Below are 24,268 nucleotides of genomic sequence, written 5' to 3'. Positions count from 1 at the left end.
CGGTGGTCGGCCTGGAGTGCCCGCTCCGGGCGGGGTGAGAGGATGGAGGCATGAGTGATCCGCGACAGTTCGGCCGGAAGGGCGCCCCGGCGCTCGGCGTCATCCCGCGAGGCGAGACGGTGGCCAGCTACGAGAGCTACGAGTCCGCGCAGGCCGCGATCTCGTCGCTCGCCCACACCGATTTCCCGGTCAAGGAGATCTCGATCGTCGGCAGTGATCTCAAGAGCGTCGAACGCGTCACCGGTCGCCTCAGCTACGGCCGTGCTGCGGGAGCCGGTGCGGTCAGCGGTGCCTGGCTCGGACTGTTCCTCGGGCTCGTCCTCGTCATCTTCAACCCCGAGACGAACCTCATGCTGCTGGGTGCCGCGGTGCTCATGGGTGCCGCGTTCGGCATGCTGTTCGGCATCGTGTCGTACTCGGTGACCCGCAAGCGACAGGAGTACACCTCGGCCACGCTGGTCGTGGCGACGCGCTACGACCTCATCGTCGGCGGTGAGCTCGCGAACCGCGCACGCAACCTCCTGGAGCGCGGCCCGGAGACCGACGCGGGCTGATCCGGCCGCGTCAGGCTCCGAGCCGTCGCCCGGCGGACGGGCTCAGCGCGCGAGCCAGGCCTCGACCTCGTCCGCGGTGCGCGGGATGCCGGCCGACAGGTTCTCGGCGCCGTCCTCGGTGACGAGGATGTCGTCCTCGATCCGGACGCCGATGCCGCGGTACTCCTCGGGGACCGTGAGGTCGTCGACCTGGAAGTAGAGGCCGGGCTCGATGGTGAAGACCATGCCGGGCTCGATCACGGCGTCGGCGTACATTTCGCGGCGGGCCTGCGCGCAGTCGTGCACGTCGGTGCCGAGGTGGTGGCTCGTCCCGTGCACCATGTACCGCCGGTGCTGCTCGTTCTCCTTCAGGAGGGCCTCCTCGGCGGTGACGGGGAGCAGTCCCCAATCGGCGGTCTTGCGTGCGATGACCGCCATCGCGGCCGCGTGCACCTCGCGGAACCGGATGCCGGGGCGGACGATGGCGAAGGCCTCGTCGGCGGCCTCACGGACGGCCTCGTAGACCCGGCGCTGGACCTCGGTGAACATGCCGGACACCGGGATCGTGCGGGTGATGTCGGCGGTGTAGTAGCTGTCGAGCTCGACGCCGGCGTCGATGAGGATGAGGTCGCCCGGGACGACCCGTCCGTCGTTGCGCGTCCAGTGGAGGATGCAGGCGTGCGGCCCGGCGGCGGCGATGGTCTCGTACCCGACGCCGTTCCCGTCGGCTCGAGCCCGCCCGGCGAAGACGCCCTCGACGATGCGCTCGCCGCGCTCGTGAGCGAGGACCTTCGGGAGTTCGGCGACGACGTCGTCGAAGCCGCGCGCGGTCGCGTCGACGGCGAGACGCATCTGCGCGATCTCGTAGGCGTCCTTCACGAGGCGCATCTCGGACACGGCGCGCGTCAGGTCGTCGTCGACGTCGACCGTGAGATCGGCTGCGTCGGCGGTGAACGTCGAGAGGTCGGCGGTCGCGACCGCGAGGTCGGCTGCCACCTGGGCGAGCGACGGACGCGCGCCGATCCAGAACTCGCCGATCGCCGCGTTCGTGTAGAACTCGTCGGTGTCGCGGCCCGCTCGCTCTCGGAAGTACAGGGTCGCGGTGTGGCCGGACTCCTCGGGATCGAGCACGAGGACGCTGTCGGGCTCGGTGTCGGCCGCCCAGCCGGTGTAGTACGAGAAGGCGGAGTGCGCCCGGTACAGGTAGTCGGTGTCGTTCGACCGTTGCTTCATCCCGCCCGCGGGGAGGACGAGACGCTGACCGGGGAACTGGGCCGAGAGGCGTTCACGACGAGCCGCTGCGAGGCCGGCGGTCTCCCGCGGCTCCGGCAGGACCTCTGGGCGGTCTGCCCACCCGGTGCCGATGAAGGCGCGGAAGCCCTCGGACCAGGCGGCCGCCCGGTTGGAGGTCGCCTCGGTCTGGACGGTGTTCGAACTGGATGTGTCTGCGGAAGTCGCCATGCCTCCATTGTCGCACTGCGGTCGCGACAGGCACCCGACGCTCAGCTCGCCGTGCGGGGGAGCAGCGTCGCGACCACGGGCCGGTGATCGCTGCCCGTGCCGTCGACGTCGGTCAGGACGTGAGCCGACACGGTGACCCATCCCGGTGTCGCCATGACGTGGTCGATCGGCGCGCCGAGGACCGCCGGGAGCTCGGTCGGCCAGGTACCGAGCCCGGCTGCCGCGTCGGCCGCGGCGGCGTCGTGGCACGCGCCGAGGTCGCCGACGCCCCGCAACCCGGCGAGGTGGTCGAGCGTCGCGTTGAAGTCGCCGGCCATGATCACGTCCGCGTCGTCGGTGCAGCGGCCGGCGAGATCGGCGAGCTCCGCGCGCCAGTCGTCGAGCCGACTCGGCAGTGGGGCCGTGGTGTGGACCGCGACGAGGGCCGGTCCGCGACCGAGGACCGGATCGGCGATGAGGGTCTCCGAGCGCTCGATGGCGGTCGGGCCGGTCGCCGTCGGTGCGCGGACCGCGTACTCGCCGAGTCCGGTGCTGATGAGGAGGCTCGTCCCTCCTGCGTCGGCGTCGGTCGAATGCGCGACCATCGGCCGTCCGGCGGCGGTCATCGCGGCGGCGACGACCGCCGCGGTGTCGGACGAGGTCTCCGGCAGGGAGACGACGTCGGCGCCCTCACGCACCGCGATCGCCGCGATCGTCCCGGGGTCGACGGCGTCGCCGAGGGTGTTCCAGGCGAGGACCGTGACCTGATCCGGGAGGTCGGTCGCCTCTCCGGCGACCATCTGGTCGTCGATCCCGCGGTTGGCCGTGACGACGGCGCCGGTGACCGAGACCGCGGCGAGGACGACCGCCAGGACCGAGGGGAGCACCCGCCGGGATCCCCGGACGAGGATCGCCGTCACCATGCAGAGGAGGGCGCCGCCTGCGGCGACGATCGCCACGAGGAGGCGGAACGCGCTCAGTTGGACGACGACCTGGGCCTGCGCGAGACCGAACAGCCCGGGGAGGACGGCCACGACCAGCAGGGCCGTGGTCGCGATCGCGAGCACGGCCGCGATGACGCCACCGACGGTCTTCAGCACCCGCGTCAGCGTAGGCGAGCGGTCTGGGAGTCCTCGGGGCGGGACCTGCGACTAGGGTGGAAGCGTGGTGAGCGCTCGAGACATGCACGGCCCCGCCGATCTGCACACGCACTCGAGCGTCTCGGACGGCACGGAGACGCCGACGCAGCTGATGCGCGCTGCCGGTGCCGCGGGGCTCGGCACGATCGCCCTCACCGACCACGACTCCACCGCCGGCTGGGCCGAGGCGGCCGGCGAGTCGCGCCGTCAGGGCATCACCCTGCTCCCCGGAATGGAACTGAGCACCCGCTACGAGTGGCGGAGCGTGCACCTGCTCGCATACCTCATCGATCCGTTGAACGGCGACCTGCTCCAGGAGACCGCGAAGATCCGGGAGTCCCGGCTCCGGCGGGCCGAAGGCATCGTGGCACGCATCGGGGGCGACTACCCGCTGTCCTGGGCGGACGTCCTCGCGCAGACCCGCGAAGGTGCGACCGTCGGACGGCCCCACATCGCCGACGCCCTCGTCGCCCTCGGGATCGTGGCCGACCGTGGCGAAGCCTTCGACGGCATCCTGCATCCGCGCACCGGGTACTACGCGCCGCACTACGCGCCCGACCCGCTCACCGCGGTCAAGCTCGTCCGCGCCGCCGGTGGCGTCCCCGTGATCGCCCACCCGGTCCCGGCCGGCCGCGACCGGATGCTGCCCGAACCGTACTTCCGCGAACTCGCTGACGCGGGCCTGTTCGGGCTCGAGATCGAGCATCGCGAGAACACCGAGGAGGGGAAGGTCGTCGTGCGGCGGATCGCCTCCGAGCTGGGTCTCGTCGCGACCGGTTCGAGCGACTATCACGGGACCGGTAAGCCGAACCGCCTCGGCGAGAACACCACGGACATCGACGTGGTCCGGCGCATCGTGGCCGAGGCCACCGGCTCGGCACCCGTCCTGCCCGACTGATCTGCCGCGCGTCCGGAGTCCCGGTCGAACTCCCCTCGGTCACTGAGCCTGTCGACGTGCCCACGGGGCGTCCGGCTCCGAGTGCCGCGCTCGCGACATGCAGAACGCCCGCATCCGGAAGGGTGCGGGCGTTCTGCGTGGCGGATCTACGCCGTGGGGGCCGGGGGAGCGGTGCGGCGCGTCCGGCTCCGGCGGCGGGGAGCGCTGTTGCCGTCGCGGTGCTCCGGACCGTGGCCGTCGTGGGTGCCTGCTGCGGGCGCGCTGCGGTCGACGGTGTCGGTCGAGGCGGCGTCGTGCGTCCGCGAGTGGGCGCGGGTGCTCGGCTGGGACTCGAGACGGGTGCTGGTCGGCTGCGTGCGGTCGCCTCCGCGTCCGCCGCGCTCACCTCCGCGACCGCCGCTGGTCCGCGAACCCTCGCGTCCGCCGCCGGTCCGCGAACCGTCGCGTCCGCCGGCGCTCCGCGAACCCTCGCGTCGTGGAGCGGGCTCGACGGCCTTGGCTGGCTTCAGCCGGCCCTTCGTGCCTTCGGCGATCCCGAGGTCGGTGAACAGGTGCGGGCTCGAGGAGTAGGTCTCCGTCGGTTCCGGCTGACCGAACTCGAGGGCGCGGTTGATGAGCGCCCACTTGTGGAGGTCGTCCCAGTCGACGAACGTGACGGCGATACCCGTCTTCCCGGCGCGACCGGTACGGCCGACGCGGTGGAGGTACGTCTTCTCGTCCTCGGGGATCGTGTGGTTGATGACGTGGGTGACGTCGTCGACGTCGATGCCACGAGCGGCGACATCGGTGGCGATCAAGACGTCGCGCTTGCCGGCCTTGAACGACGCCATCGCCCGCTCGCGCTGCTCCTGGTTCAGGTCGCCGTGCACCGCCGCGGCGTTGAACCCGCGGTCGGTGAGTTCCTCGACGAGCTTCGCGGCGGCACGCTTGGTCCGCGTGAAGATCACGGTCTTGCCGCGACCCTCGGCCTGCAGGATGCGCGAGATCACCTCGTCCTTGTCGAGCGAGTGCGCGCGGTAGATGAGGTGCTTGATGTTGGCCTGCGTGAGCCCCTCGTCGGGGTCGCTCGCCCGGATGTGGATCGGCTTGCTCATGAAGCGGCGGGCCAGGGCCACGATCGGACCGGGCATGGTCGCCGAGAACAGCATCGTGTGACGCGCGGCGGGAGTCTTGGAGAAGAGCTTCTCGATGTCGGCGAGGAAGCCGAGGTCGAGCATCTTGTCGGCTTCGTCGAGCACCATCTCGGTGATGCCCGAGAGGTCGAGGAGGCGCTGGTTGTTGAGGTCGATGAGACGTCCGGGCGTGCCGACGACGATCTGGGCCCCGGCCTTCAGCTGCTCGATCTGTCCCTCGTAGGCCTTGCCGCCGTAGATGGAGACGAGCGTCGTCGACCGGTTCGAGATGAGGATCTCGATGTCCTCGGACACCTGGACGGCGAGCTCACGGGTCGGGACGACGACGAGGGTCTTGACGCCGGGAGCCGGGTCGAGGCCGAGGCGCTGGACGATCGGGATGCCGAACCCGAAGGTCTTGCCCGTGCCCGTCTTGGCCTGGCCGATGATGTCCTGGCCGGCGAGCCCGAGGGGGATCGTCTGCTCCTGGATGGGGAATGGTTCGATGATGCCCTTGGTGGTGAGGGCGTCGACGATGTCCTGGTCGACACCGAGATCAGAGAAAGTCACGGAGATACCTGTCAGTGCAGTCATGGTCTACACCTTCGATTGCACACAGGTGTAGGGCCCCGATCCGACGCCGGGGCACGGCTATCCTACCCGGGACGCCCCGAGAGGCCGCTGGGCGCGCTGAACGCGGCGATCGGCGCGCTGCGGATAGGGTGGTCGCATGGCTCGTTGGTTTGCACGACGTCGGCGTCCCGGCACCCAGACGCCTCGTCTGCGCTCGCGGGAGGACGCCGTCCAGGCGACCCGCGTCGACCTCCACGAGCTCGCGCCCAGCACCGCGGACTACCTCGGTCAGGTGGCGCAACTGCAGCTCGGGTTCTTCATGACGCTGTCGTTCGCGGTCGAGCACGCTCCGAACGACGCCGATCGGGAGACGGTCGCCGAGGCCGCCGCCACGGCGCTGCGCAAGCACCAGGCGCTACTCGCCTGGCTCCGCCGGACGAGCGACGACCCGGGCGCCGTGCTCGAACCCTACGCACGCACGCGGGACGAGTTCCAGGCGATCCTGCGCACCGGCACCTGGGACGAACTCCTGCTGGGCGTCCTCGTGGCGCGGGGCTTCCTCGACGAGTTCTTCGCGCAGCTCGCCCGCGGCCTGGACGGGGCGGACGCCCGCGACCTGGCTGCGATCGTCGCCCCCGGTCCGGAGGAGGACCCGCTCGTCGGGATCCTGCACCGGGTGATCGCAACGCACCCCGAGCGCGCTTCGACGCTCGCGATGTGGGGCCGTCGGTTGCTCGGCGACACCATGCTCGTCGCCAGGTCCGCCCTCGTGACCGAGAGCAAGGCGCTGCCGGACGACGCCCGGGTCGAACCGGTCTACACGGAGCTCATCGCGAACCACACCAGACGGATGGACGCGCTCGGGCTCACGGCCTGACCGGTCGTCCCCTCCGACACGACGACGCCGCCGCCCAGGGTGGAGCGACGGCGTCGATCGATCGAGCGCCTCGGGTCAGGCGGCGACGCCCTGCTGCAAGCGGGTCAGCATCGCCTCGTCCGACGAGGTGCGGACGCGGACGAGCACGAGGTCGACCACCACACTCACGACGACGGTCGCGCCGAAGGCGAGCACCCAGATCCAGCCGCCGTCCCACGCCATGCCGGCCCACGTCGCCGCGACCCAGACGACGGCGGCGACGAGCGTCGCGACCGCCGGGATGAGCGCGGCCCCGTGCTGGTCGCGGCCGGGCAGGAGGTAGCGGACGGCGAGACCGAGGATGGCACCGCCGAGCACGACGAAGAGGAGTTCCATGGTCAGCCGACGAATCCGATGCGGCGGGACTCCTCGGTTCCGAGCTCGACGTAGCCGATGCCCGCGGTCGGGATGAGGTAGCTGGTGCCCTTGTCGTCCTTGAGTGCGAGCAGCTTGGCGTCCGTCTCGAGCGCGGTCTTGACCGCCTGCTCGATCTCCGACGCCGGCTGCGAGGTCTCGAAGCCGATCTCGCGAGGGCTGTTGAGGATTCCGATGCGAATTTCCACCTTGAGTGCCTTTCGGTTGCGTAGGGCAAGACTACGGGAGTCGTGGTCCTCCGACCGGCGCGGGTCGGCTGCTGTCAGCGAACAGCGGAACGCCGGTCGGCCGTCGCGGCGATGTCGGGAGGCTCCGGTAACGTGCGGACCATGACCGTTCCCGACGCCTCCGACGATCCGACGGGTGCGGTCCGTGACGCGGACCGCGCGCCCGTCGGCGACCCGGCTGTCGGCACGGGCGTCCGGCTCGACGACTCGCAGGAGGCCGTGCTGCGGCTCGCGGACGACCGGTCCGCCGTCGTGCTCGGGGCTCCCGGCACGGGCAAGACCACGACACTCATCGAAGCGGTCGCGGAACGCGTGCACTCGCGCGGTCTGCGCACCGACGAGGTGCTCGTCATCGCCTCCTCCCGGTCGTCGGCGCAGGTCCTCCGCGACCGCCTCGAGGCACGGGTCGCGCGCGCCACACCCGGATCCCTGGCGCGCACCGCCATCTCCCTCGCGCTCGAGGTCATCGCGGGCTCCGGGGCGTTCGCCGGTTCAGGACGACCGCGGTTGCTGACGGGCGGCGAGCAGGACCAGACCATCGCCGAGCGACTCCTCGGCGACGAACAGGACGCGACCGGTCCGCTGTGGCCCGCCGAGCTCGGTCCGGAGGTCAGGCGCCTGCAGGGGTTCCGCACCGAGCTCCGGAACCTCATGGAACGCAGCGTCGAACACGACGTCGCGCCTGCCGAGCTGCGTCGGCTCGGTACGGAGCACGGGCGTCCCGAGTGGGTCGCGTCCGCGGGCTTCATCGAGGGGTTCCTCGCCGACGACTGGCGCGGACACCTCACGCCCGCGGCGGCCCTCGCCCGCGCCGTCCGGCTCCTCGACGAACAGGAACCGGGAACGGGCGTGCTCGGCAGCCTGCGGGTGGTCTTCGTGGACGACGCCCAGGAGGCGACCCACGGCGTCCTGCAGCTGTTCGCCGCGCTCGCCCGACACGGGGTCACGGTCGTCGCGTTCGGCGACCCCGACCTCACAACGGGTGCCTTCCACGGTGCCCGTGCCGACGCCCTCGGGCGGTTCGCCGAGGTGCTCGGCCGCCCGGTGGACACGCTCGTCCTCGGGCAGGTCCACCGCGGGACGCCGGACATCCGGGCGACCGTCCGCGGTGTCGCGGAACGCATCGGCACGGCCGGCGCCGGACTCCACCGCACGGCCGCGCCACCGGTCGATGACGCGGAGACGCCCGAACACTCCGTCGTCACCGTGGCGGCCGGTTCCCCGGCCGAGCAGATCGCGGTCGTCGCACGCTTCCTCCGCGAGCGCCACGTCCTCGACGGCGTCGCGTGGGCCGACATGGCGGTGGTCGTCCGCAGCGGCGGGCTGATCCCGGCGATCGAACGGGGCTTGTCCTCCCTCGAGGTGCCCACCCGGGCGAGCACCGGCGGAGCACCGCTGCGCGACCACCCGTTCGTCAGGTCGGTCCTCCTCGCCATGTCGGTGGCGCTCGGACGGACGCCGCTCGACGCCGAGGTCGTGACCGAACTCCTCCACAGTGCGCTCGGCGGACTGGATTCGATCGGGGTCAGGCGACTCCGGGCCGCGCTCCGCCACGCCGATCTCGCTGAGGGCCTCGACCGCAGCGCGGACCGCCTGCTGGAGGAGGCGTTCGCCGTCCCCGGTGCACTCATCGGACTCGAGACGCCCTCCGCCGCCCGCGCCCGCTCACTCGCCGACAGCCTCGCCGAGGCGAGCGCGCAAGCCGCGGCGGGCGCGTCCGCCGAGGAGCTCGTCTACGGCCTCTGGTCGCGGAGCAGGCTCGAGCGCTCCTGGGTCTCGCTGTCGAAGGGCAGCGGTCAGGCCGCCGAGGAGGCGAACCGCGACCTCGACGCGATCACCCAGCTGGCCGATGCGGCACGCACCTTCGTCGAGGCGGAGCCCGACACCCCGGCCTCCGTCTTCCTCGACCGCCTGCTCGAACAGACGGTCGGCGACGACTCCCTCGCGCCGACGGGCCTCCGGGAGGCGGTCACGATCGCGACGCCCGCCGCCCTGGTCGGTACCGCGTTCGATACGGTCGTCGTCGCCGGCATGCAGGACGGCGTGTGGCCCAATCTGCGGGTCCGCGACTCACTGCTCGGCGCCTCCGAGCTCGTGGAGCTGCTGGAGGGCACGGCCACCGCGACGGCGGACGCACGACGCGCGGTCCTCCATGACGAGCTCAGACTCTTCGCCCAGGCGACCTCTCGTGCGCACCGGTCGCTCATGGTGGTCGCGGTCGTCGACGACGACCACCAGGCGAGCCCGTTCCTCACCCTGCTCCCGGAACCCGATCCGCACCGCGCATCCCTGTCGCCCCTGTCGCTCCGGGGGCTCGTCGGCACCCTGCGTCGCTCGCTCACCCGCCGGATCCGACCCGCGGACCCGGCCGAACGTGCGGCATCCGCCTCGGCCCTGGCCATCCTCGCCACCGCGGGGGTCCCTGGCGCTCCGACCGAGGAGTGGTACGGCGTGGCCGCACCGAGCTCGACGGCACCGCTCCACGACCCCGCCGTCGAGGAGCTGCCGGTCTCCCCGTCCCGCATGGAGGCCTTCGAGGAGTGCCCGCTGCACTGGGCGATCGCCCGACTGGGCGGCGGAGCCTCCGGGTTCGCCTCCGGGCTCGGCACGATCGTGCACTCCGCGCTCGAACACGCCGAGTCCTCCGACGAGGGCGCGCTCTGGGCAGCGGTGGAGGACCGCTGGGACGAACTCCACTTCGAAGCGGACTGGGAGGGCGCGGCGACGAAACGGCGTGCGGCGGAACTCGTCCATCGGCTGTCGGCGTACCTCCACGACGCGGAGCGCGCAGGAGTGACCTCGATCGGCAACGAGAGCCGGTTCAGCCTCCGCATCCCCATCGGTGAGTTGGGCGGCGCGGCCGTGCTCGGCGGCTCGATCGACCGCGTCGAACTGGTGCCCGACGCCGACGGGACGCGACGCGTCGTGATCGCCGACCTCAAGACCGGTGGCTCGGCGCCCAGACAGGACCGGGAGGTCGCCGACATGGCGCAGCTCGGTGCCTACCAGCTCGCGCTGGCGTCCGGTGCGATCGTCGGTACGGAGGGGCTGCTGAGCGGTGGCGCGAAGCTCATCGTCGTGTCGGCCGGCACGAAGCGCAAGGAGTACTACGACCCGGCCCAGCCCGCCTTCGACGACGACGCCCTCGAGCGCTTCCGCGAGCGTGTTCTGGCGGACGCGGTCGGCATGGCGGGCGCGGTGTTCGAGGCCCGTGTCGGGACCCACTGTCATGACCCGTTCGCGTTCGGCGAGTGCGCCATCCACGTCGTCCCGGCGGTGAGCTCGTGAGCACGGAGGAGACCTACTCGGCCGAGATGCTCGCGGGCCTGCTCGGCCTCCCACAACCGACGACGCAGCAGGTCGAGGTCATCGAGGCCCCGATGGCGCCCGTACTCGTCGTCGCCGGTGCGGGGAGCGGGAAGACCGAGACCATGGCCTCACGCGTCGTGTGGCTGCTCGCCAACCGGTACGTGAGCGTCGACGGGATCCTGGGGCTCACCTTCACCAGGAAGGCCGCGGGTGAGCTGGCGGCACGGATCGGCAAGCGGATCGCCGCCCTGCAGGACATCGGGATCCTGGAGCCGGCGGCCGACGCGCTCTTCGACCGTCCCGAGGTGTCCACCTACAACGCCTATGCGAACGCCCTGTTCCGCGACAACGCCCTCCTGGTGGGCCGTGAGCCCGAGTCGGTCCTGCTGTCCGAGGCGTCCGCCTGGCGACTCGCGAGGCGCGTCGTGGTCCGGCACGGAGACGAACGGCTCGCCACCCTCGGCAAGTCCGTCGACCAGGTGGCCGAGCTCGTCCTCTCACTGAGTCACGAGCTCGCCGAGATCGACGGCACCACCGAGGAGCTGCTCGGCTTCGTGGAACGGTTCGTCGGCATCGGCGAGCTCCCCGACGGCGGTCGCGGGGCGTACGCGCAGATCGACCAGGCCGTCGAGGTCGTGGGTGCCCTGCCGGTCCTGCTCGACCTCGCGCACCGGTACGCCGACGAGAAGCGCCGGCAGGGACTCGTCGAGTTCTCCGACCAGGTCGCCCTCGCGCTCGCCGCCTGCGAACGTTCGTCGAAGGTCGCCGCCGTCGCACGCGATCGCGCGGGCGTCGTCCTGCTCGACGAGTACCAGGACACCTCGGTCGTGCAGACCAGACTGCTGTCGACCCTGTTCGCCGACCACCCCGTCATGGCGGTCGGCGACCCGCACCAGTCCATCTACGGCTGGCGCGGCGCGAGCGCGGCGAACCTCGCACGGTTCTCCCGCGACTTCGGTCGGGAGGTCGCCGCCACCCAGTTCAACCTGTCCACGAGTTGGCGGAACGACCGCACGGTCCTCGAAGCCGCGAACGTCCTCGTCCGCCCGTTGCAGCAGCAGGCGCAGACGGCGGGGAAGCTGCGTGTCCTCGACCTCGAGCCGAAGCCCGGCGCCGGGGCGGGCTCCCTGGCCGTCGAGTTCCCCGAGACCGGTGCCGAGGAGGTCCGGGTGGTCGCCGAGTGGTGCGCGGACCGGTTGCTCGCAGAACGCGGGGGAGACCCGGCCGGTTCGGCCGCGATCCTGTTCCGGGCGCGTCGACCGATGCAGGAGTTCGCCGACGGCCTCGCCGCGCTCGGCGTCCCCCACCACATCCTCGGCCTCGGCGGTCTGCTCTCCTCGCCGGAGATCGTCGACGTGACGGCGGCACTGCGGGTCATCCACGATCCCGGTGCCGGGTCCTCGCTCATCAGGCTCTTGAGCGGGCCTCGCTGGCGGATCGGCGTCCACGACCTCGGACACCTCGTGGAGGTGGCCCGGTACCTGCAGGCCATCGACTGGAAGACGAAGCGGTACGACGCCGAACTGGCCGCCCGGCTCCGTGAGTCGGTCGCCGACGACGACGGGCGGTCGATCATCGACGCGCTCGACTTCATCGCCGCCGACCGCGTGCCGGCCGGCCTCGCCGCCGGGTTCACCGACGAGGCGCGTTCGCGTCTCCGGGAGGCCGGACTGGTGTTCGCCTCCCTGCGGCGTCGTGCGGGCAGCGGCCTCCCCGATCTCGTCAGAGCGGTCGAGCGCGAGTTGCGACTCGACATCGAGGTCGTCGCGAACGAGTCGACCGGCTCCGCGGCGCGCGCCCCGGCCAGACTGCAGGCCTTCCACGACGAGGTCATCTCGTTCATCCAGGCGGAGGAGCAGGTGACGCTCGGCAGCCTGCTGGCGTGGATCGACCGCTCGCTCGCCCGAGACGACCTCGGACCGGCGAGCGACGCACCCGACCAGGGTGCGGTCCAACTGCTCACCATCCACGGTTCGAAGGGCCTCGAGTGGGACCATGTCGCGATCCCGCGGCTCGTGGTCGACGAACTGCCAGCCAAACCGAAGGACGGCAAAGGTTGGGTGCGTCTCGGGACGCTGCCGTACGACTTCCGAGGCGACGCGGCGGAGCTGCCGGAGTTCGCCTGGCGGACGGCCGAGACGCGGAAGGAGGTCGTCGACGCTCAGCTCGCCTTCTCGGAGGCGCTCGGCGAACGCGCGCTCGACGAGGAACGCCGGCTCGCGTATGTGGCGGTGACCCGCGCCAAGCACGACCTCCTGCTCACCGGCTCGTTCTGGTCGGGCGATCGGAAGCGACCCCGTGCTGCGAGCACCTACCTCCTGGAGCTGGCCGCGGCGGGCGTCATCGCACCGCTCCCCGCAGCCTCCGCCTTCGAGGAGAACCCGGTCGACTCCGGTGCCGCGGTCCTCGACTGGCCACTCGATCCGCTCGGAGCGCGTCGGAACGTCGTCGAGCGGGCGGCGGCCGAGGTCGACCAGCGGCGCGGACGGCCCGAGTCCGAGCTGCTGGCGACCCTCGGCCCCCTCGAGAACGAGCTGACGCTGCTCCTCGAGGAACGACGCCGTGCCGCGACGACGACCGCGCGCGGTGAGCTCCCTGTGCGCATCCCCGCGTCCAAGTTCAAGGAATTCGTCACGGAACCGGAGGCCGCACTCGAACGTCTGCGTCGCCCCGTCCCGCAGCGGCCCTACCGGCAGACCCGTCTCGGGACCCGGTTCCATTCGTGGGTCGAGGCGCACTACGGACGCTTCGGATTGCAGGAGCTGGTCGACGCGCTCCCCGAGGAGCTCGACGTCGAACGCCCGGGGCCGGACGCGTCGGAGGGGATCGGGTTCGACGAGCTCACCGAGCGGTTCCTCGCCTCGGAATGGGCGGACGTCCGACCGGTCGAGGTCGAGACCGAGATCCACGTGCCGCTCGGCGACACCGGACGAGTGGTGGTCTGCAAGCTCGACGCGGTGTTCGAGCGCGGGGACCGGTTCGAGATCGTCGACTGGAAGACCGGCGCGGTACCCACGACACCGGAGGACGTGCGGAACGCCTCGTTCCAGCTCGCGCTCTACCGTCTGGCGTACGCTCACCACCGGGAGGTCGACCCCGAGCGCATCGACGCCGTGCTCTACTACGTGAGCCACGACGTGCAGCTCCGGCCGGAACGCCTCTACTCGGAGGAGGAGCTCCTGTCGGAGTGGGAGCGGTCCTTCGGGGAGGCCGCCGAGTCCCAGAGCTCGAACGACGAGGTGTCGATCTGATCCGTGGCGTTCGCGTCCGCGTCGGTTCCGACGTGGTCGCGATCGTCGTCCGTGTCACCGTCGTCGGTGTCGTCGTCCTCCGGGCCGCCGGGATCGCGGCCGAGGGCGCGCTCGAGCTCTGACCGGTCATAGGTGTCGGTCTGCATGGCGATGCCGGGGGAGGACGAGCCGATCGGCGTGCGGTCGAGCATGTCCTCGACCTCGTCGACGTCGAGGACGGGTCCGGTCGTGGTGCCGAGGGGATCCGTCACGTCGCCGAGCACGCGGTCGACGAGTCCGTCGAGCATCGCGACCGCGTCCTCGACGATGGTCTCGTCGTGGCTGTCGCGGCCGTGCAGGAGCCAGCGGGCGATCTCGAGTTCCGCGTAGAGGCGGGCGCGGAGCGTGACGAAGCGGTCGGGTCCGCGGGAACACGAGGCCGCGTAGGCGGACAGCGCCTGCTCGCCGGTCGCGCCGAGCGTCGCGATCCAGTGGAGGTCGAGGGCCGGGTCGCCGACCCGCAGCGAGCCCCATTCGATGACGCCGTTGACGAGTCCGTGGCCGTCCTGACGGATGACGAGCACCCGGTCGGCGGCGAGGGATCCGTGGATGACGGTGGGCTGGAACTGCCAGAGTGAGTGGTCCTCGACGGCCGCCTGCCAGCGCTCCCTGACAGCGGTCGGGAGGAGCCTCGTCTCGGCGGCGCGGGACACGATGCGGTGCGCGTCCGCCCGGATGAGCTCGGTGGACAGCAGCGGGAGGCCCGCTTCCGCGATGAAGGCCGTCGGGAGGGAGTGGATCGCGGCGACCGCGGCACCGAGCGAGTCGGAGAGGACCTCGTCGCGGCCGAGCGCGGTCGGGTCGAGGTGACTGCCGGCCACGAAGTCGAGCACGACGGCGCGAGTGCCGTCGACGGGCAGTTGGCCCACGACGGTCGGAGCGTCGAAGGGCAACCTGCTGCGGATACCGGGCGTGAGTGCGCGAAGGGCGATGAGGTCCGCGGACTGCTCCGTCTCGGCCTGCTGTGAGGTCGGGATGCGCACGATGAGCTCGCGCCCGTCGGCCGTCACGAGACGGGCCGCGTCGTAGTTCCCCTCGCCGCCGGCGGTGTGCGCGCCGGACCCGCGGACCTGGAGGTCGGCGACGGCCGAGGTGGCCAACGCGGCTAGAGTGAGATGGGATCTGGCCATGACATCCAGGGTACGGGGCCGTCCCGGTGAGCCGCGCTCGCCACGCCCTCAGAGAGGTTGTCCATGACGATTCAGGTTCGCGCACTCGCCGGTCTACCGCTCGCGAGAGGCGGACTCGACCGTCACGGCGAGCTCCGTTCACGACCGGACGTGCTCGACGGACTGCGGCTCGATCCGAACGCCCGAGCCGTCGTCCTCCGCGGTCGGCGCGCGCTCGTGACCGGCGACGCGCTCGACCTCCTGGATCCTTCGGAGCTACCCGAGCCGGAGCTCATGGTCTACCTCGGAAGCACTGTCGAGGACAGCCCGGGGACACCACCGGGCACGGACATCCTGCTGTGGGTCCTCGCTGACGCCGACGCCGACGCGATCACCGAGGACGAGGACCGCTGGTTCGACCTCCGTCGGAGCGGACACCGGCTGTCCGACCGCGACGTCGGGATCCTGGCGACGTCGCTGGCGATCGCCGGCTGGCACCGAGCCGAGCCGTTCTGTGCGCACTGCGGCTCGCCGACCACGGTTCGCAACGCCGGCTGGGCACGGCACTGCCCGGTCGACGGCAACGAACTCTTCCCGCGCATGGATCCCGCGGTCATCGTCGCGGTCGTCGATTCGCAGGGACGGATCCTGCTCGGGTCGAACGCGATGTGGGAGCACAACCGGTATTCACTGCTGGCCGGCTACGTCGATGCCGGCGAGTCCCTCGAGCAGGCCGTCGCCCGCGAGATCTTCGAGGAGTCGGGGATGCGTCTCGGCACGCCCGTCTACCTCGGGTCGCAGCCGTGGCCGTTCCCGCGCTCGCTCATGCTCGGCTTCGTCGCCCCGCTCGCGGAGGATCAGGATCCGGAGGCGCTCGTCCCGGACGGCCAGGAGATCATCGACCTGCGGTGGTTCACGCGGGAGGAACTCGAGGACCCGGCCACCGACGTCATCCTCCCCGGACCGTCGTCGATCGCACGAGCCGTGATCGACGAATGGCTTCGCGGATCCTGGTCTCGATGAGGCGCGGCACCACCGAGGGGTCCCGATGAGCAGTCCGGCCGAACTGCTGGCCGGACTCGACCCCGACCAGGCCGTCGCAGCGGAGGCGCTCCGCGGACCCGTGTGCATGCTCGCCGGCGCAGGCACCGGCAAGACCCGTGCGATCACCCACCGCATCGCCTACGGGGTCGCGACCGGGACGTACACGGCGTCGCGCGTCATGGCGCTCACCTTCACCAGCCGCGCCGCTGCGGAACTGCGTGGCCGGCTCCGGGCTCTCGGGGCCGAGGGTGTCTCGGCCAGGACCTTCCACGCCTCCGCGCTCTCGCAGCTGAACTTCTTCTGGCCCCAGGTCGTCGGCGGACAGGTGCCCGCGCTCGTCGAGAGCAAGGGCCGGGTGCTCGGGCACGCAGCCGAACGGCTCCGGTTGCGGGTCGACACGGCGACCCTGCGCGACGTGGCGGGCGAGATCGAATGGCGCAAGGTGTCCGGCCTGACCCTCGAGCAGTACGCGGCGTCGAACCGGCCGCTGCCGGCCAAGCTGTCCCTCGAGCAGGTCGTCTCGCTCCAGGAGACCTACGAGCAGTTGAAGGACGAGCGTCGGCGCATCGACTTCGAGGACGTCCTGCTCGCCTGTGCCGGCATGATCGAGACCGAGCCCGCCGTCGCCATGCAGGTGCACGAGCAGTACCGCTTCTTCGTCGTGGACGAGTACCAGGACGTCTCGCCACTGCAGCACCGGCTCCTCGAACTCTGGCTGGGCGGACGACGGGACGTGTGCGTCGTCGGAGACGCGAGCCAGACCATCTACTCCTTCGCCGGTGCCCGTTCCGACTACCTGCTCGACTTCCCGACCAGGTACCACGACGCCACGGTCGTCCGGCTCGAACGCAACTACCGTTCCGCCCCGCCGGTCGTGGCCGCGGCGAACACGCTCATGCGGGGGCGCCCGGGGGCATTGCACCTCTCAGCGGCCACCGCACGTGACGACGAGGGCACCCAGACCGCGCGGTCCGAGACGCCGGCGGTCGGCCTGCGGCAGTACCCGAACGAGCTGTCCGAGGCGAGAGGCGTGGCCTCGGAGATCCTCGTGCAGCTGCAGGCGGGCGTCCCTGCCTCGGAGATCGCCGTGCTCTACCGGATCAACGTCCAGGCGGCGGCGTTGGAGACGGCCCTCGGCGAAGCCGGCATCCCGTACGTCATGCACGGCTCCAAGCGCTTCTTCGAGCTGCCCGAGGTGCGGCAGGCCCTGCTCCAGCTCCGCGCGGCCTCCGTCTCGATCAGCGGTGAGCCCCTGTTCAAGTCCGTGAGCGACGTGCTCCGGTCGCTCGGCTGGAGCCAGGACCCGCCCGACGGCGGCGGTGCGGTGCGTGACCGCTGGGAGTCGCTCAACGCGATCATGGGGCTCGTCGACCAGGCGCCGGAGGGGACCTCGTTCCGCGCCTTCACGGATGAGCTGCAACTGCGGCAGGCCGCGCAGCACGAGCCGACGGTCGAGGCGGTCACGCTGGCGACACTGCACTCGGCGAAGGGCCTCGAGTGGGAGGCCGTGCACCTCATCGGGCTCTCCGAGGGCTATCTGCCGATCTCCTACGCGAAACAGTTCGAGCAGGCGGACGAGGAACGGAGGCTCCTCTACGTCGGCATCACGCGCGCCAAGCGGCTGCTCAACCTGTCCTGGTCCGAGATGCAGCAACGTGGTGGTCGACGCGAGCCGTCGCGATTCCTGGCAGAGCTCGGCATGCGCACCTCGAGTGCTCCCGGACGACGCGGCGCCTGACCCCACCGGTCGCGGCGTCGACCACCAGCTGGGTGCTCGCGAGGATCGGCTGGGACGCGTCGAGGTGTCGGAGCACCAGGCGGGTCACGCGGGTCGCGACCTCCGCACCGAGGAGCTGGGTGTCGAGTGGCGAGCGGCGCCCGAGGAGCTGGGAGGCGACGGCCGGCCAGGCCGGATCGTCGTCGGTGCGGTGCAGCTCGACGCAGTGCAGGCACGGCCCTGAACCGGGTGTCACGAACGGCCCGATCCTCACGACACGATCGCTGAAGACGACCGGCAGGTGCGGGACGTCGTCGCGCAGCCAGCGCGTGTACCGACTCGGCGGGATGACGAAGTCGGCGAAGAGGACGGCGACGTCGACGTGGTCGGGCTGCGCTCCGGGTTCGGTCGACCCGGACTCCGGCGGCAGGAGTTCGACCGGTTCCTGCTCGGAGAGGAGACGTCGGAGGAGTTCGGCCGCCGGGCTGGCGCCGTCCACGACGACCCCGTGCGTCACGGTGGGTCCGGAAGTGGGGCCGTCATGCTCGATCACCGGGTCGAGCGTCGAGAGGACGCGATCGAACTCCTGGGCTGGGATGTCGAAGGCGTCCGGCAGTCGTCGTTCGACCAGAGCCGGGAAGCCGGCACGCAGTGCCGCGACGACCTGCTCGGTCTCGGTCCGGACGCTGTCGAGCAGGACCGCTTCATCGACTCCCACCTGCAGGCTGTGCGGGGTTCGCCAGAGCAGCGGTCTCCTGGGATCGAGGCGCGTCGTCATCCATCGATGATGACGGGTCGACGACCGGTCGCGTCGGCACTCTCCACAGCCCGCCCGGAAGGACGAGCTGTGGAGCGTCGCTGTGGATCAGACCGGGGGGCCGCCGGCACCGTTCGGGTCGGAGGGCTCCGAACCGGGCTCGTCGTCGTGCTGGTCGCCGCGTTCTTCGCCACGGAGGAGGTCTTCGAGCGCGAGATCCATCTCGTCCTGCTCGGGACGCTCGCCCCGGGCCTCCGCTTCGAGGCGCGCGATGAGCGCCTCCGGGGCGTCGATGTCGGCTGCGGTCGGCACGAGGTCGGGGTGCGACCACAGGGCGTCGCGCTGCGCGGTACCGACGGCGTCGGTGACCTGCTGCCACATCTGCGCAGCCTCGCGCAGCCGGCGGGGTCGCAGCTCGAGTCCCACGAGCGCGCCCAAGGCCTGTTCGGCCGGCCCACCGGCGGCGCGGCGTCGGCGGACGGTCTCCGCGATGGCAGCGGAGCGGGGGAGACGCTCGGTGGCTGCCGCGGTGACCACGTCGACCCAGCCCTCGATGAGGGCGAGCGTCGTCTCGAGTCGAGCGAGGCTCGCGTCCTGTGCCTCCGTGCGGGCGGGGATGAGCGCCCCGCTCGTCATGGCCTCCCGGAGTTCCTCGGGGTTCGACGGGTCGAAGCTCTCGGCGAGCTCCTCGAGTCGGTCGGTGTCGATCCGGATGCCGCGCGCGAAGTCGGTGATCGAGGAGATGAGGTGCAGGCGGAGCCAGCGGGCGTGGCGGAAGAGTCGTGCGTGCGCGAGTTCGCGGACCGCCAGGTAGATCTGGACCTGATCCGCCGGGATGTCGAGGCCCTCGCCGAAGTCGGCGACGTTCTGGGGCACCAGGGCGGCCTCGTTGTCGTCGAGCAGCGGGATGCCGATGTCGCCGCCGGAGACGACCTCTCTGGAGAGCTGACCGACGACCTGTCCGAGCTGCATCGCGAAGAGCGTGCCGCCGATGCCGCGGACGAGCTGTCCGGCGTTCGCGATCATGCTCGACAGCTCCTCGGGTGCGCGTTCCGTGAGCACGCCGGTCAGGGCGTTCGCGATGTTCGTGGCCACCGGCTCGGCGAGCTGCGTCCAGAACGGCATCGTCTTCGTGGCCCAGCGCGTCCTCGTGTACAGGGCCGGTTCGCTCGACAGCTCGGCGACGTCGGTGACGTCGGCGAGCCACAGGGAGGCGATGTGGAACGCCTGCTCGAACGCCGCACGCTGCTCGGGCGTCGTGTCCTGGGCGCCGTCTCCGGCGATGGTCTTCGCCTGCTGGAGTGAGGTGTCCCAGTTGATGCCGTCGCCACTGGAACGGAGTGCGCCCTGGAGCTGCGACATGAGCGCAGCGAGACTGGCCGGATCGCTGGGGAGGCCGGCGGCGCCGGCGAGCTGGCTCGGGTCGAACGAACCGTTGCCGGAGAGGAGCTCGCGGAGCATGTCGCGGAACTCGTCCTCCGGACTCTTGTCGGAATCCTCTGGCACGTCAGCCGCCTCTCAGATAGCTCGGTGCTGGGCCTTCTACGCTAGTCGCACCTCGCTGAAGAATCGCCGGGGTATGGTTGGTCGGGTTTCCGCCCACCGCGAACACTCCGGAAGGCTTGCATGTCGCTCTTCGCCGATGAGGCTCCCACCGCTTCGGCGCCGACCGGTCAGGGTCGCAATCGTCGCGCCCGGTTCGGGTGGATCGTGCTCAGCCTCTCGCTCGTCCTCCTCGGCGTGCTGTCGGCGGTACCCGCGCCGTACGTCATCGAACAGCCGGGTCCCGTGTTCAACGTGCTGGGTACGACCGAGGGCGACGACGGCGACGTCCCGCTCATCGAGGTCCACGACAAGCAGACCTACGAGACCGGCGGCACACTCGACATGTTGACGGTCCAGCTGGTCGGGAACCCGCAACGGAGCCCGGGCTGGCTCGACATCGTCTCGGCCTGGTTCGACCCGAGCCGCGCCGTCGTGCCGATGGACCTCTACTTCCCGCCCGGCGTCACCACCGAGCAGCGCGACGAGCAGAACGCGACCCTCATGGTCGATTCGCAGCAGGACTCGGTCGCGGCGGCGTTGCGTGAGCTCGGGTACGAGGTCCCCGAGCACATCGTGGTGGCACAGATCGCGGAGGGTGCCCCCGCGCAGGGTGTGCTGCAGCTCGACGACGAGATCGTCGCGGTCGACGGTACGCCGGTGACCGGCCTGGCGGCCCTGCGGGACACGATCAACGCCAACGGCACGGACAAGCCGGTCACGGTCGACATCGTGCGCGGGGGAGCGGCGAGCACCGTCGAGATCACGCCGACGACCGCGACCGCGTCGGACGGGACGACCTCGACCGTGATCGGCATCGGTACCAAGACCACCTACGACCTCCCCGTCGACATCACCATCCAGCTCGACAACGTCGGCGGCCCGAGCGCCGGGATGATGTTCGCGCTCGGCATGATCGACCTGCTCACCCCGGGTGAGCTGAACGGCGGGAAGGACGTCGCCGGTACCGGGACGATCGACGCCGACGGCAACGTCGGCGCGATCGGCGGCATCCGGCAGAAGTTGTTCGGCGCGAAGGACGCCGGGGCCGAGTGGTTCCTGGCGCCGGAGAGCAACTGCGACGAGGTCGCCGGACACGTCCCGGACGGCTTGACGGTCTTCGCCGTGAAGACCCTCGACGATTCGCTCGCAGCGCTCAAGGCCATCGCGGACGGAGCCGACACGAGCAAGCTGCCCACCTGCTCGGCCGGTTGACCGCTTCGGGCGCTCTCCCAGCCCGGCCGCTTTAGGATGGGTGGGACGACCCCTATCTGAAGAGGCCACACGTGACATCCGCAGCAGCAGAGAAGCCCCTGTCCACTCAGCGCCGACGCGCCCCGATCGCGATCACGGTGGCGATCATCGCCGCGCTCCTGATCGGGTTCTTCGTGTTCTCGGGGTTCTACGCCGACCTGCTGTGGTTCCAACAGCTCGGCTTCACCGAGGTCCTGACCACGCAGTGGATCGCGGCGATCGCCATGTTCCTCGTCGGGTTCGTGGGCATGGCCCTGCCCGTCTGGCTCGCCATCGAGATCGCCTACCGGACCCGTCCGGTCTACGCGAAGCTCAGCTCGCAGGTCGACCGCTACCAGCAGGTGGTCGAGCCGCTCCGCCGACTCGCGACCTACGGCATTCCGGCGCTCTTCGGCCTCTTCGGCGGTGTCGCCGCGGCTTCGCGCTGGCAGCTGGTGCTGCTGTGGATGAACGGCACCCCGTCCGGCACCAAGGACCCGCAGTTCAACCTCGACGTGTCGTTCTACCTCTTCGACCTGCCGTTCTTCCAGGCCGTGGTCGCCTTCTCCTCGGCGGTCGTCCTGATCGCCCTCATCGCCACCGCCGTCGTCACCTACCTCTACGGAGGCATCCGGGTGGTCAGCCGAGAGGTCTGGATCTCCATGGCGGCCCGCGTGCAGATCTCGGTGCTCGCCGCGCTGTACCTGATCCTGCAGGCCGTCAGCCTCTGGCTCGACCAGTACACGACGCTGAACGACACCGGCACGCTCATCACCGGAGCGTCGTACACCGACGTCGCCGCGACCATCCCCGGTCGGGTCATCCTCGCCGGGATCGCGCTCATGGTCGCCGTCCTGTTCGTGGTCACCGCGTTCACCGGCCGCTGGCGTCTGCCGCTCGTCGGTACCGCGCTGCTCATCGTCGCGTCCCTCATCGTCGGCAGCCTCTACCCGTGGATCGTCCAGCGGTTCCAGGTGGAGCCGAACGCGAAGAGCCTCGAGACGCCGTACATCAAGCGGAACATCGACATGACCCGCGACGCTTACGGGATCGCCGACGTCGAGGAGGAGGAGTACGCGGCCACCACCGACGCGACCCCCGGAGCACTCCGTCAGGACGCCGAGACCACGGCGAACATCCGGATCATCGACCCGTCGCTCGTGAGCGCCTCGGTCGCGCAGCTCGAGCAGTTCAAGCAGTTCTACTCCTTCGACAAGCAGCTCGACGTCGACCGCTACAACATCGACGGCAAGACGCAGGACGCCGTCGTCGCGGTCCGCGAGCTGAACGTCGCCGGCCTCGACAACTCGCAGTCGTGGATCAACAACACGGTCGTGTACACCCACGGGTACGGTCTGGTCGCCGCGTACGGCAACCAGCGCTCGGCCTCCGGTGAGCCGGTCTTCCTCGAGTCCGGTATCCCCACCACCGGCGCGCTCGGTGACTTCGAACCGCGCGTGTACTTCGGCGAGCAGTCGCCCGACTACTCCATCGTCGGCGCTCCCAAGGGTGCGGACCCGGTGGAGCTCGACTACCCGTCGGGCACGCAGGGTGAGTCGCAGACCTACACGACCTTTGACGGCGATGGCGGGCCCAAGCTCGACAACGTCTTCAAGAAGCTCGTCTACGCACTCAAGTTCCAGTCCGAGCAGATCTTCCTCTCGGACTCCGTGAACAGCCAGTCGCAGATCCTCTACGACCGCGACCCGCTCACCCGGGTCCAGAAGGTCGCTCCCTACCTGACGCTCGACTCCGACCCCTACCCGTCCGTGGTGGACGGTCAGATCGTCTGGATCGTCGACGGCTACACGACGAGTGCGAGCTACCCCTACTCGAAGACCGTGAGTCTGTCCGACACGATCTCCGACTCGGTCACGCCGGCGCAGAACTACGCGCTCGACGACGTCAACTACATCCGGAACTCGGTGAAGGCGACCGTCAACGCGTACGACGGCAAGGTGACGCTCTACAGCTGGGACGACAAGGATCCGATCCTCAAGACCTGGCAGAAGGTGTTCCCGTCGACGGTCAAGCCGATGTCGGACATGTCCGGCGACCTGATGAGCCACGTCCGGTACCCGGCCGACCTCTTCAAGGTCCAGCGTTCGGTGCTCGGCCAGTACCACGTCACCAACGCCGGCTCGTTCTACTCGAGCGAGGACGCGTGGGTCACCCCCAACGACCCGCAGTCGACCGACACGGAGAAGAAGTACCAGCCGCCGTACTACCTGACGATGCAGCTGCCCGAGCAGGACGCGCCGTCCTTCTCCCTGTACTCCACGTTCATCCCGCGTCAGGGCGGTGAGCAGTCGCGGAACGTGCTGACGGGCTACCTCGCGGTCGATGCGAACGCCGGTGCCGAGGACGGCAAGCGGAGCTCCGACTACGGCAAGATCAGACTCTTGACCCTGCCGAAGGACGACACCGTGCCGGGCCCCGGCCAGGTGCAGAACACCTTCGACTCCGATCCGAGCGTGTCGAGCCAGATCAACATCCTGAAGCAGGGCCAGACCGAGGTGCTGAACGGCAACCTGCTGACCGTGCCGGTCGGTGGCGGTCTGCTCTACGTGCAGCCGGTCTACGTGAAGTCCACCGGCGACACGAGCTTCCCGCTCCTCCAGAAGGTGCTCGTCGCCTTCGGCGACCAGATCGCCTTCGAAGACACGCTGGACGAGGCGCTCGACGTCCTGTTCGGCGGCGACTCGGGTGCGGATGCGGGTGACACCAACGTCCCGGGCGACAGCACGACGCCCCCGACGGACGGCACGGACACCGGCGGTACCGACACGGGCTCGACCCCGAGCACGGGCGACCCGACGGTGGATGCGCAGATCAAGACGCTGCTCGACCAGGCGAAGGCCGCGATGGTCGAGAAGGACGCGGCGATGGCGAGCGGTGACTGGGCTGCCTACGGGGTGGCGGACAAGAAGATCTCCGACGCCCTGGCGCAGGCGCTGGCACTGCTGAACGGCTGATTCCGAGCCTGCGATCCGAACGGCGTCGCCCTGACGGGCGGCGCCGTTCGGCGTTCCAGGAGGCGTGATCCGACCGGAA

At 70.6% G+C, this 24,268-nt stretch carries 17 protein-coding genes; 9 read left to right on the top strand and 8 right to left on the bottom strand.

Annotated elements, in window-relative coordinates; genetic code table 11:
* Positions 1 to 50: 50 nt before the first annotated feature.
* Positions 51 to 554 carry a general stress protein gene (locus ITJ62_RS10405; RefSeq protein ID WP_079705546.1) on the top strand — a complete coding sequence of 168 codons (504 nt, stop codon included), beginning with the start codon at positions 51 to 53 and terminating at the stop codon, positions 552 to 554.
* A 42-nt stretch (positions 555 to 596) separates the two neighbouring features.
* Here the strand turns inward: ITJ62_RS10405 and ITJ62_RS10400 are convergent, their stop codons facing one another.
* On the bottom strand, positions 597 to 1,994 hold the full coding sequence (locus ITJ62_RS10400) for an aminopeptidase P family protein (RefSeq protein ID WP_194601723.1): 1,398 nt from the start codon (positions 1,992 to 1,994) through the stop codon (positions 597 to 599).
* Positions 1,995 to 2,035: 41 nt separating this feature from the next.
* Positions 2,036 to 3,073: an endonuclease/exonuclease/phosphatase family protein gene (locus ITJ62_RS10395; RefSeq protein WP_194601718.1), complete on the bottom strand. Its 1,038-nt coding sequence runs from the start codon at positions 3,071 to 3,073 to the stop codon at positions 2,036 to 2,038.
* An 82-nt stretch (positions 3,074 to 3,155) separates the two neighbouring features.
* On the opposite strand from ITJ62_RS10395, the gene ITJ62_RS10390 reads away from it, so the two are divergent.
* On the top strand, positions 3,156 to 4,010 hold the full coding sequence (locus ITJ62_RS10390; protein WP_194602501.1) for a PHP domain-containing protein: 855 nt from the start codon (positions 3,156 to 3,158) through the stop codon (positions 4,008 to 4,010).
* Between the two features lie 146 nt (positions 4,011 to 4,156).
* Here ITJ62_RS10390 and ITJ62_RS10385 read toward each other — a convergent pair whose 3' ends face one another.
* Complete coding sequence (locus tag ITJ62_RS10385; protein WP_194601715.1) at positions 4,157 to 5,716, bottom strand: DEAD/DEAH box helicase; 1,560 nt, start codon at positions 5,714 to 5,716, stop codon at positions 4,157 to 4,159.
* Between the two features lie 136 nt (positions 5,717 to 5,852).
* Between ITJ62_RS10385 and ITJ62_RS10380 the strand changes: the two genes are divergently transcribed.
* Positions 5,853 to 6,572, top strand: coding sequence for a ferritin-like fold-containing protein (locus ITJ62_RS10380; RefSeq protein ID WP_079705551.1), 720 nt, complete (start codon positions 5,853 to 5,855; stop codon positions 6,570 to 6,572).
* Positions 6,573 to 6,647: 75 nt separating this feature from the next.
* On the opposite strand, the gene ITJ62_RS10375 is transcribed toward ITJ62_RS10380, so the two are convergent.
* On the bottom strand, positions 6,648 to 6,947 hold the full coding sequence (locus ITJ62_RS10375; protein ID WP_194601712.1) for a hypothetical protein: 300 nt from the start codon (positions 6,945 to 6,947) through the stop codon (positions 6,648 to 6,650).
* Positions 6,948 to 6,949: 2 nt separating this feature from the next.
* Complete coding sequence (locus tag ITJ62_RS10370) at positions 6,950 to 7,174, bottom strand: DUF3107 domain-containing protein (protein ID WP_064296179.1); 225 nt, start codon at positions 7,172 to 7,174, stop codon at positions 6,950 to 6,952.
* A 141-nt stretch (positions 7,175 to 7,315) separates the two neighbouring features.
* Here ITJ62_RS10370 and ITJ62_RS10365 point away from each other — a divergent pair, with 141 nt between their 5' ends.
* Complete coding sequence (locus tag ITJ62_RS10365) at positions 7,316 to 10,501, top strand: UrvD/REP family ATP-dependent DNA helicase (protein WP_194601709.1); 3,186 nt, start codon at positions 7,316 to 7,318, stop codon at positions 10,499 to 10,501.
* Complete coding sequence (locus tag ITJ62_RS10360) at positions 10,498 to 13,773, top strand: UvrD-helicase domain-containing protein (protein ID WP_370581891.1); 3,276 nt, start codon at positions 10,498 to 10,500, stop codon at positions 13,771 to 13,773. The genes ITJ62_RS10365 and ITJ62_RS10360 overlap by 4 nt, the downstream gene beginning before the upstream one ends.
* Here the strand turns inward: ITJ62_RS10360 and ITJ62_RS10355 are convergent.
* A complete protein-coding gene (locus ITJ62_RS10355) occupies positions 13,683 to 14,942 on the bottom strand; it encodes a phosphotransferase (protein WP_194601706.1) in 1,260 nt (419 codons plus the stop codon). The two genes, ITJ62_RS10360 and ITJ62_RS10355, sit on opposite strands and share 91 nt — an antisense overlap.
* Positions 14,943 to 15,005: 63 nt before the next feature.
* On the opposite strand from ITJ62_RS10355, the gene nudC reads away from it, so the two are divergent.
* Both nudC and ITJ62_RS10345 read left to right on the top strand, forming a co-directional pair.
* Positions 15,006 to 15,944, top strand: a complete 939-nt coding sequence (nudC, locus tag ITJ62_RS10350) for an NAD(+) diphosphatase (protein ID WP_194601703.1) — start codon at positions 15,006 to 15,008, stop codon at positions 15,942 to 15,944.
* A gap of 25 nt (positions 15,945 to 15,969) precedes the next feature.
* Positions 15,970 to 17,703, top strand: coding sequence for an ATP-dependent helicase (locus ITJ62_RS10345; RefSeq protein ID WP_194601700.1), 1,734 nt, complete (start codon positions 15,970 to 15,972; stop codon positions 17,701 to 17,703).
* Here ITJ62_RS10345 and ITJ62_RS10340 read toward each other — a convergent pair.
* Together ITJ62_RS10340 and ITJ62_RS10335 are read right to left on the bottom strand one after the other, a co-directional pair.
* On the bottom strand, positions 17,591 to 18,460 hold the full coding sequence (locus tag ITJ62_RS10340) for a TOMM precursor leader peptide-binding protein (RefSeq protein WP_194601697.1): 870 nt from the start codon (positions 18,458 to 18,460) through the stop codon (positions 17,591 to 17,593). The two genes, ITJ62_RS10345 and ITJ62_RS10340, sit on opposite strands and share 113 nt — an antisense overlap.
* 87 nt (positions 18,461 to 18,547) lie before the next feature.
* Positions 18,548 to 19,900 carry a zinc-dependent metalloprotease gene (locus tag ITJ62_RS10335; protein WP_194602495.1) on the bottom strand — a complete coding sequence of 451 codons (1,353 nt, stop codon included), beginning with the start codon at positions 19,898 to 19,900 and terminating at the stop codon, positions 18,548 to 18,550.
* A gap of 165 nt (positions 19,901 to 20,065) precedes the next feature.
* Here ITJ62_RS10335 and ITJ62_RS10330 point away from each other — a divergent pair, with 165 nt between their 5' ends.
* Both ITJ62_RS10330 and ITJ62_RS10325 read left to right on the top strand, forming a co-directional pair.
* Positions 20,066 to 21,196, top strand: coding sequence for a PDZ domain-containing protein (locus tag ITJ62_RS10330; RefSeq protein ID WP_194601694.1), 1,131 nt, complete (start codon positions 20,066 to 20,068; stop codon positions 21,194 to 21,196).
* A gap of 71 nt (positions 21,197 to 21,267) precedes the next feature.
* The gene (locus ITJ62_RS10325) at positions 21,268 to 24,189 is read left to right on the top strand and encodes a UPF0182 family protein (RefSeq protein WP_194601691.1); all 2,922 of its coding nucleotides are present in this window, start codon (positions 21,268 to 21,270) and stop codon (positions 24,187 to 24,189) included.
* Positions 24,190 to 24,268: the final 79 nt, after the last annotated feature.

This window comes from Plantibacter sp. VKM Ac-2876 (genome assembly GCF_015350715.1).
Lineage (GTDB): Bacteria > Actinomycetota > Actinomycetes > Actinomycetales > Microbacteriaceae > Plantibacter > Plantibacter auratus.
This window is presented reverse-complemented; position numbering and strand designations above follow the sequence as displayed.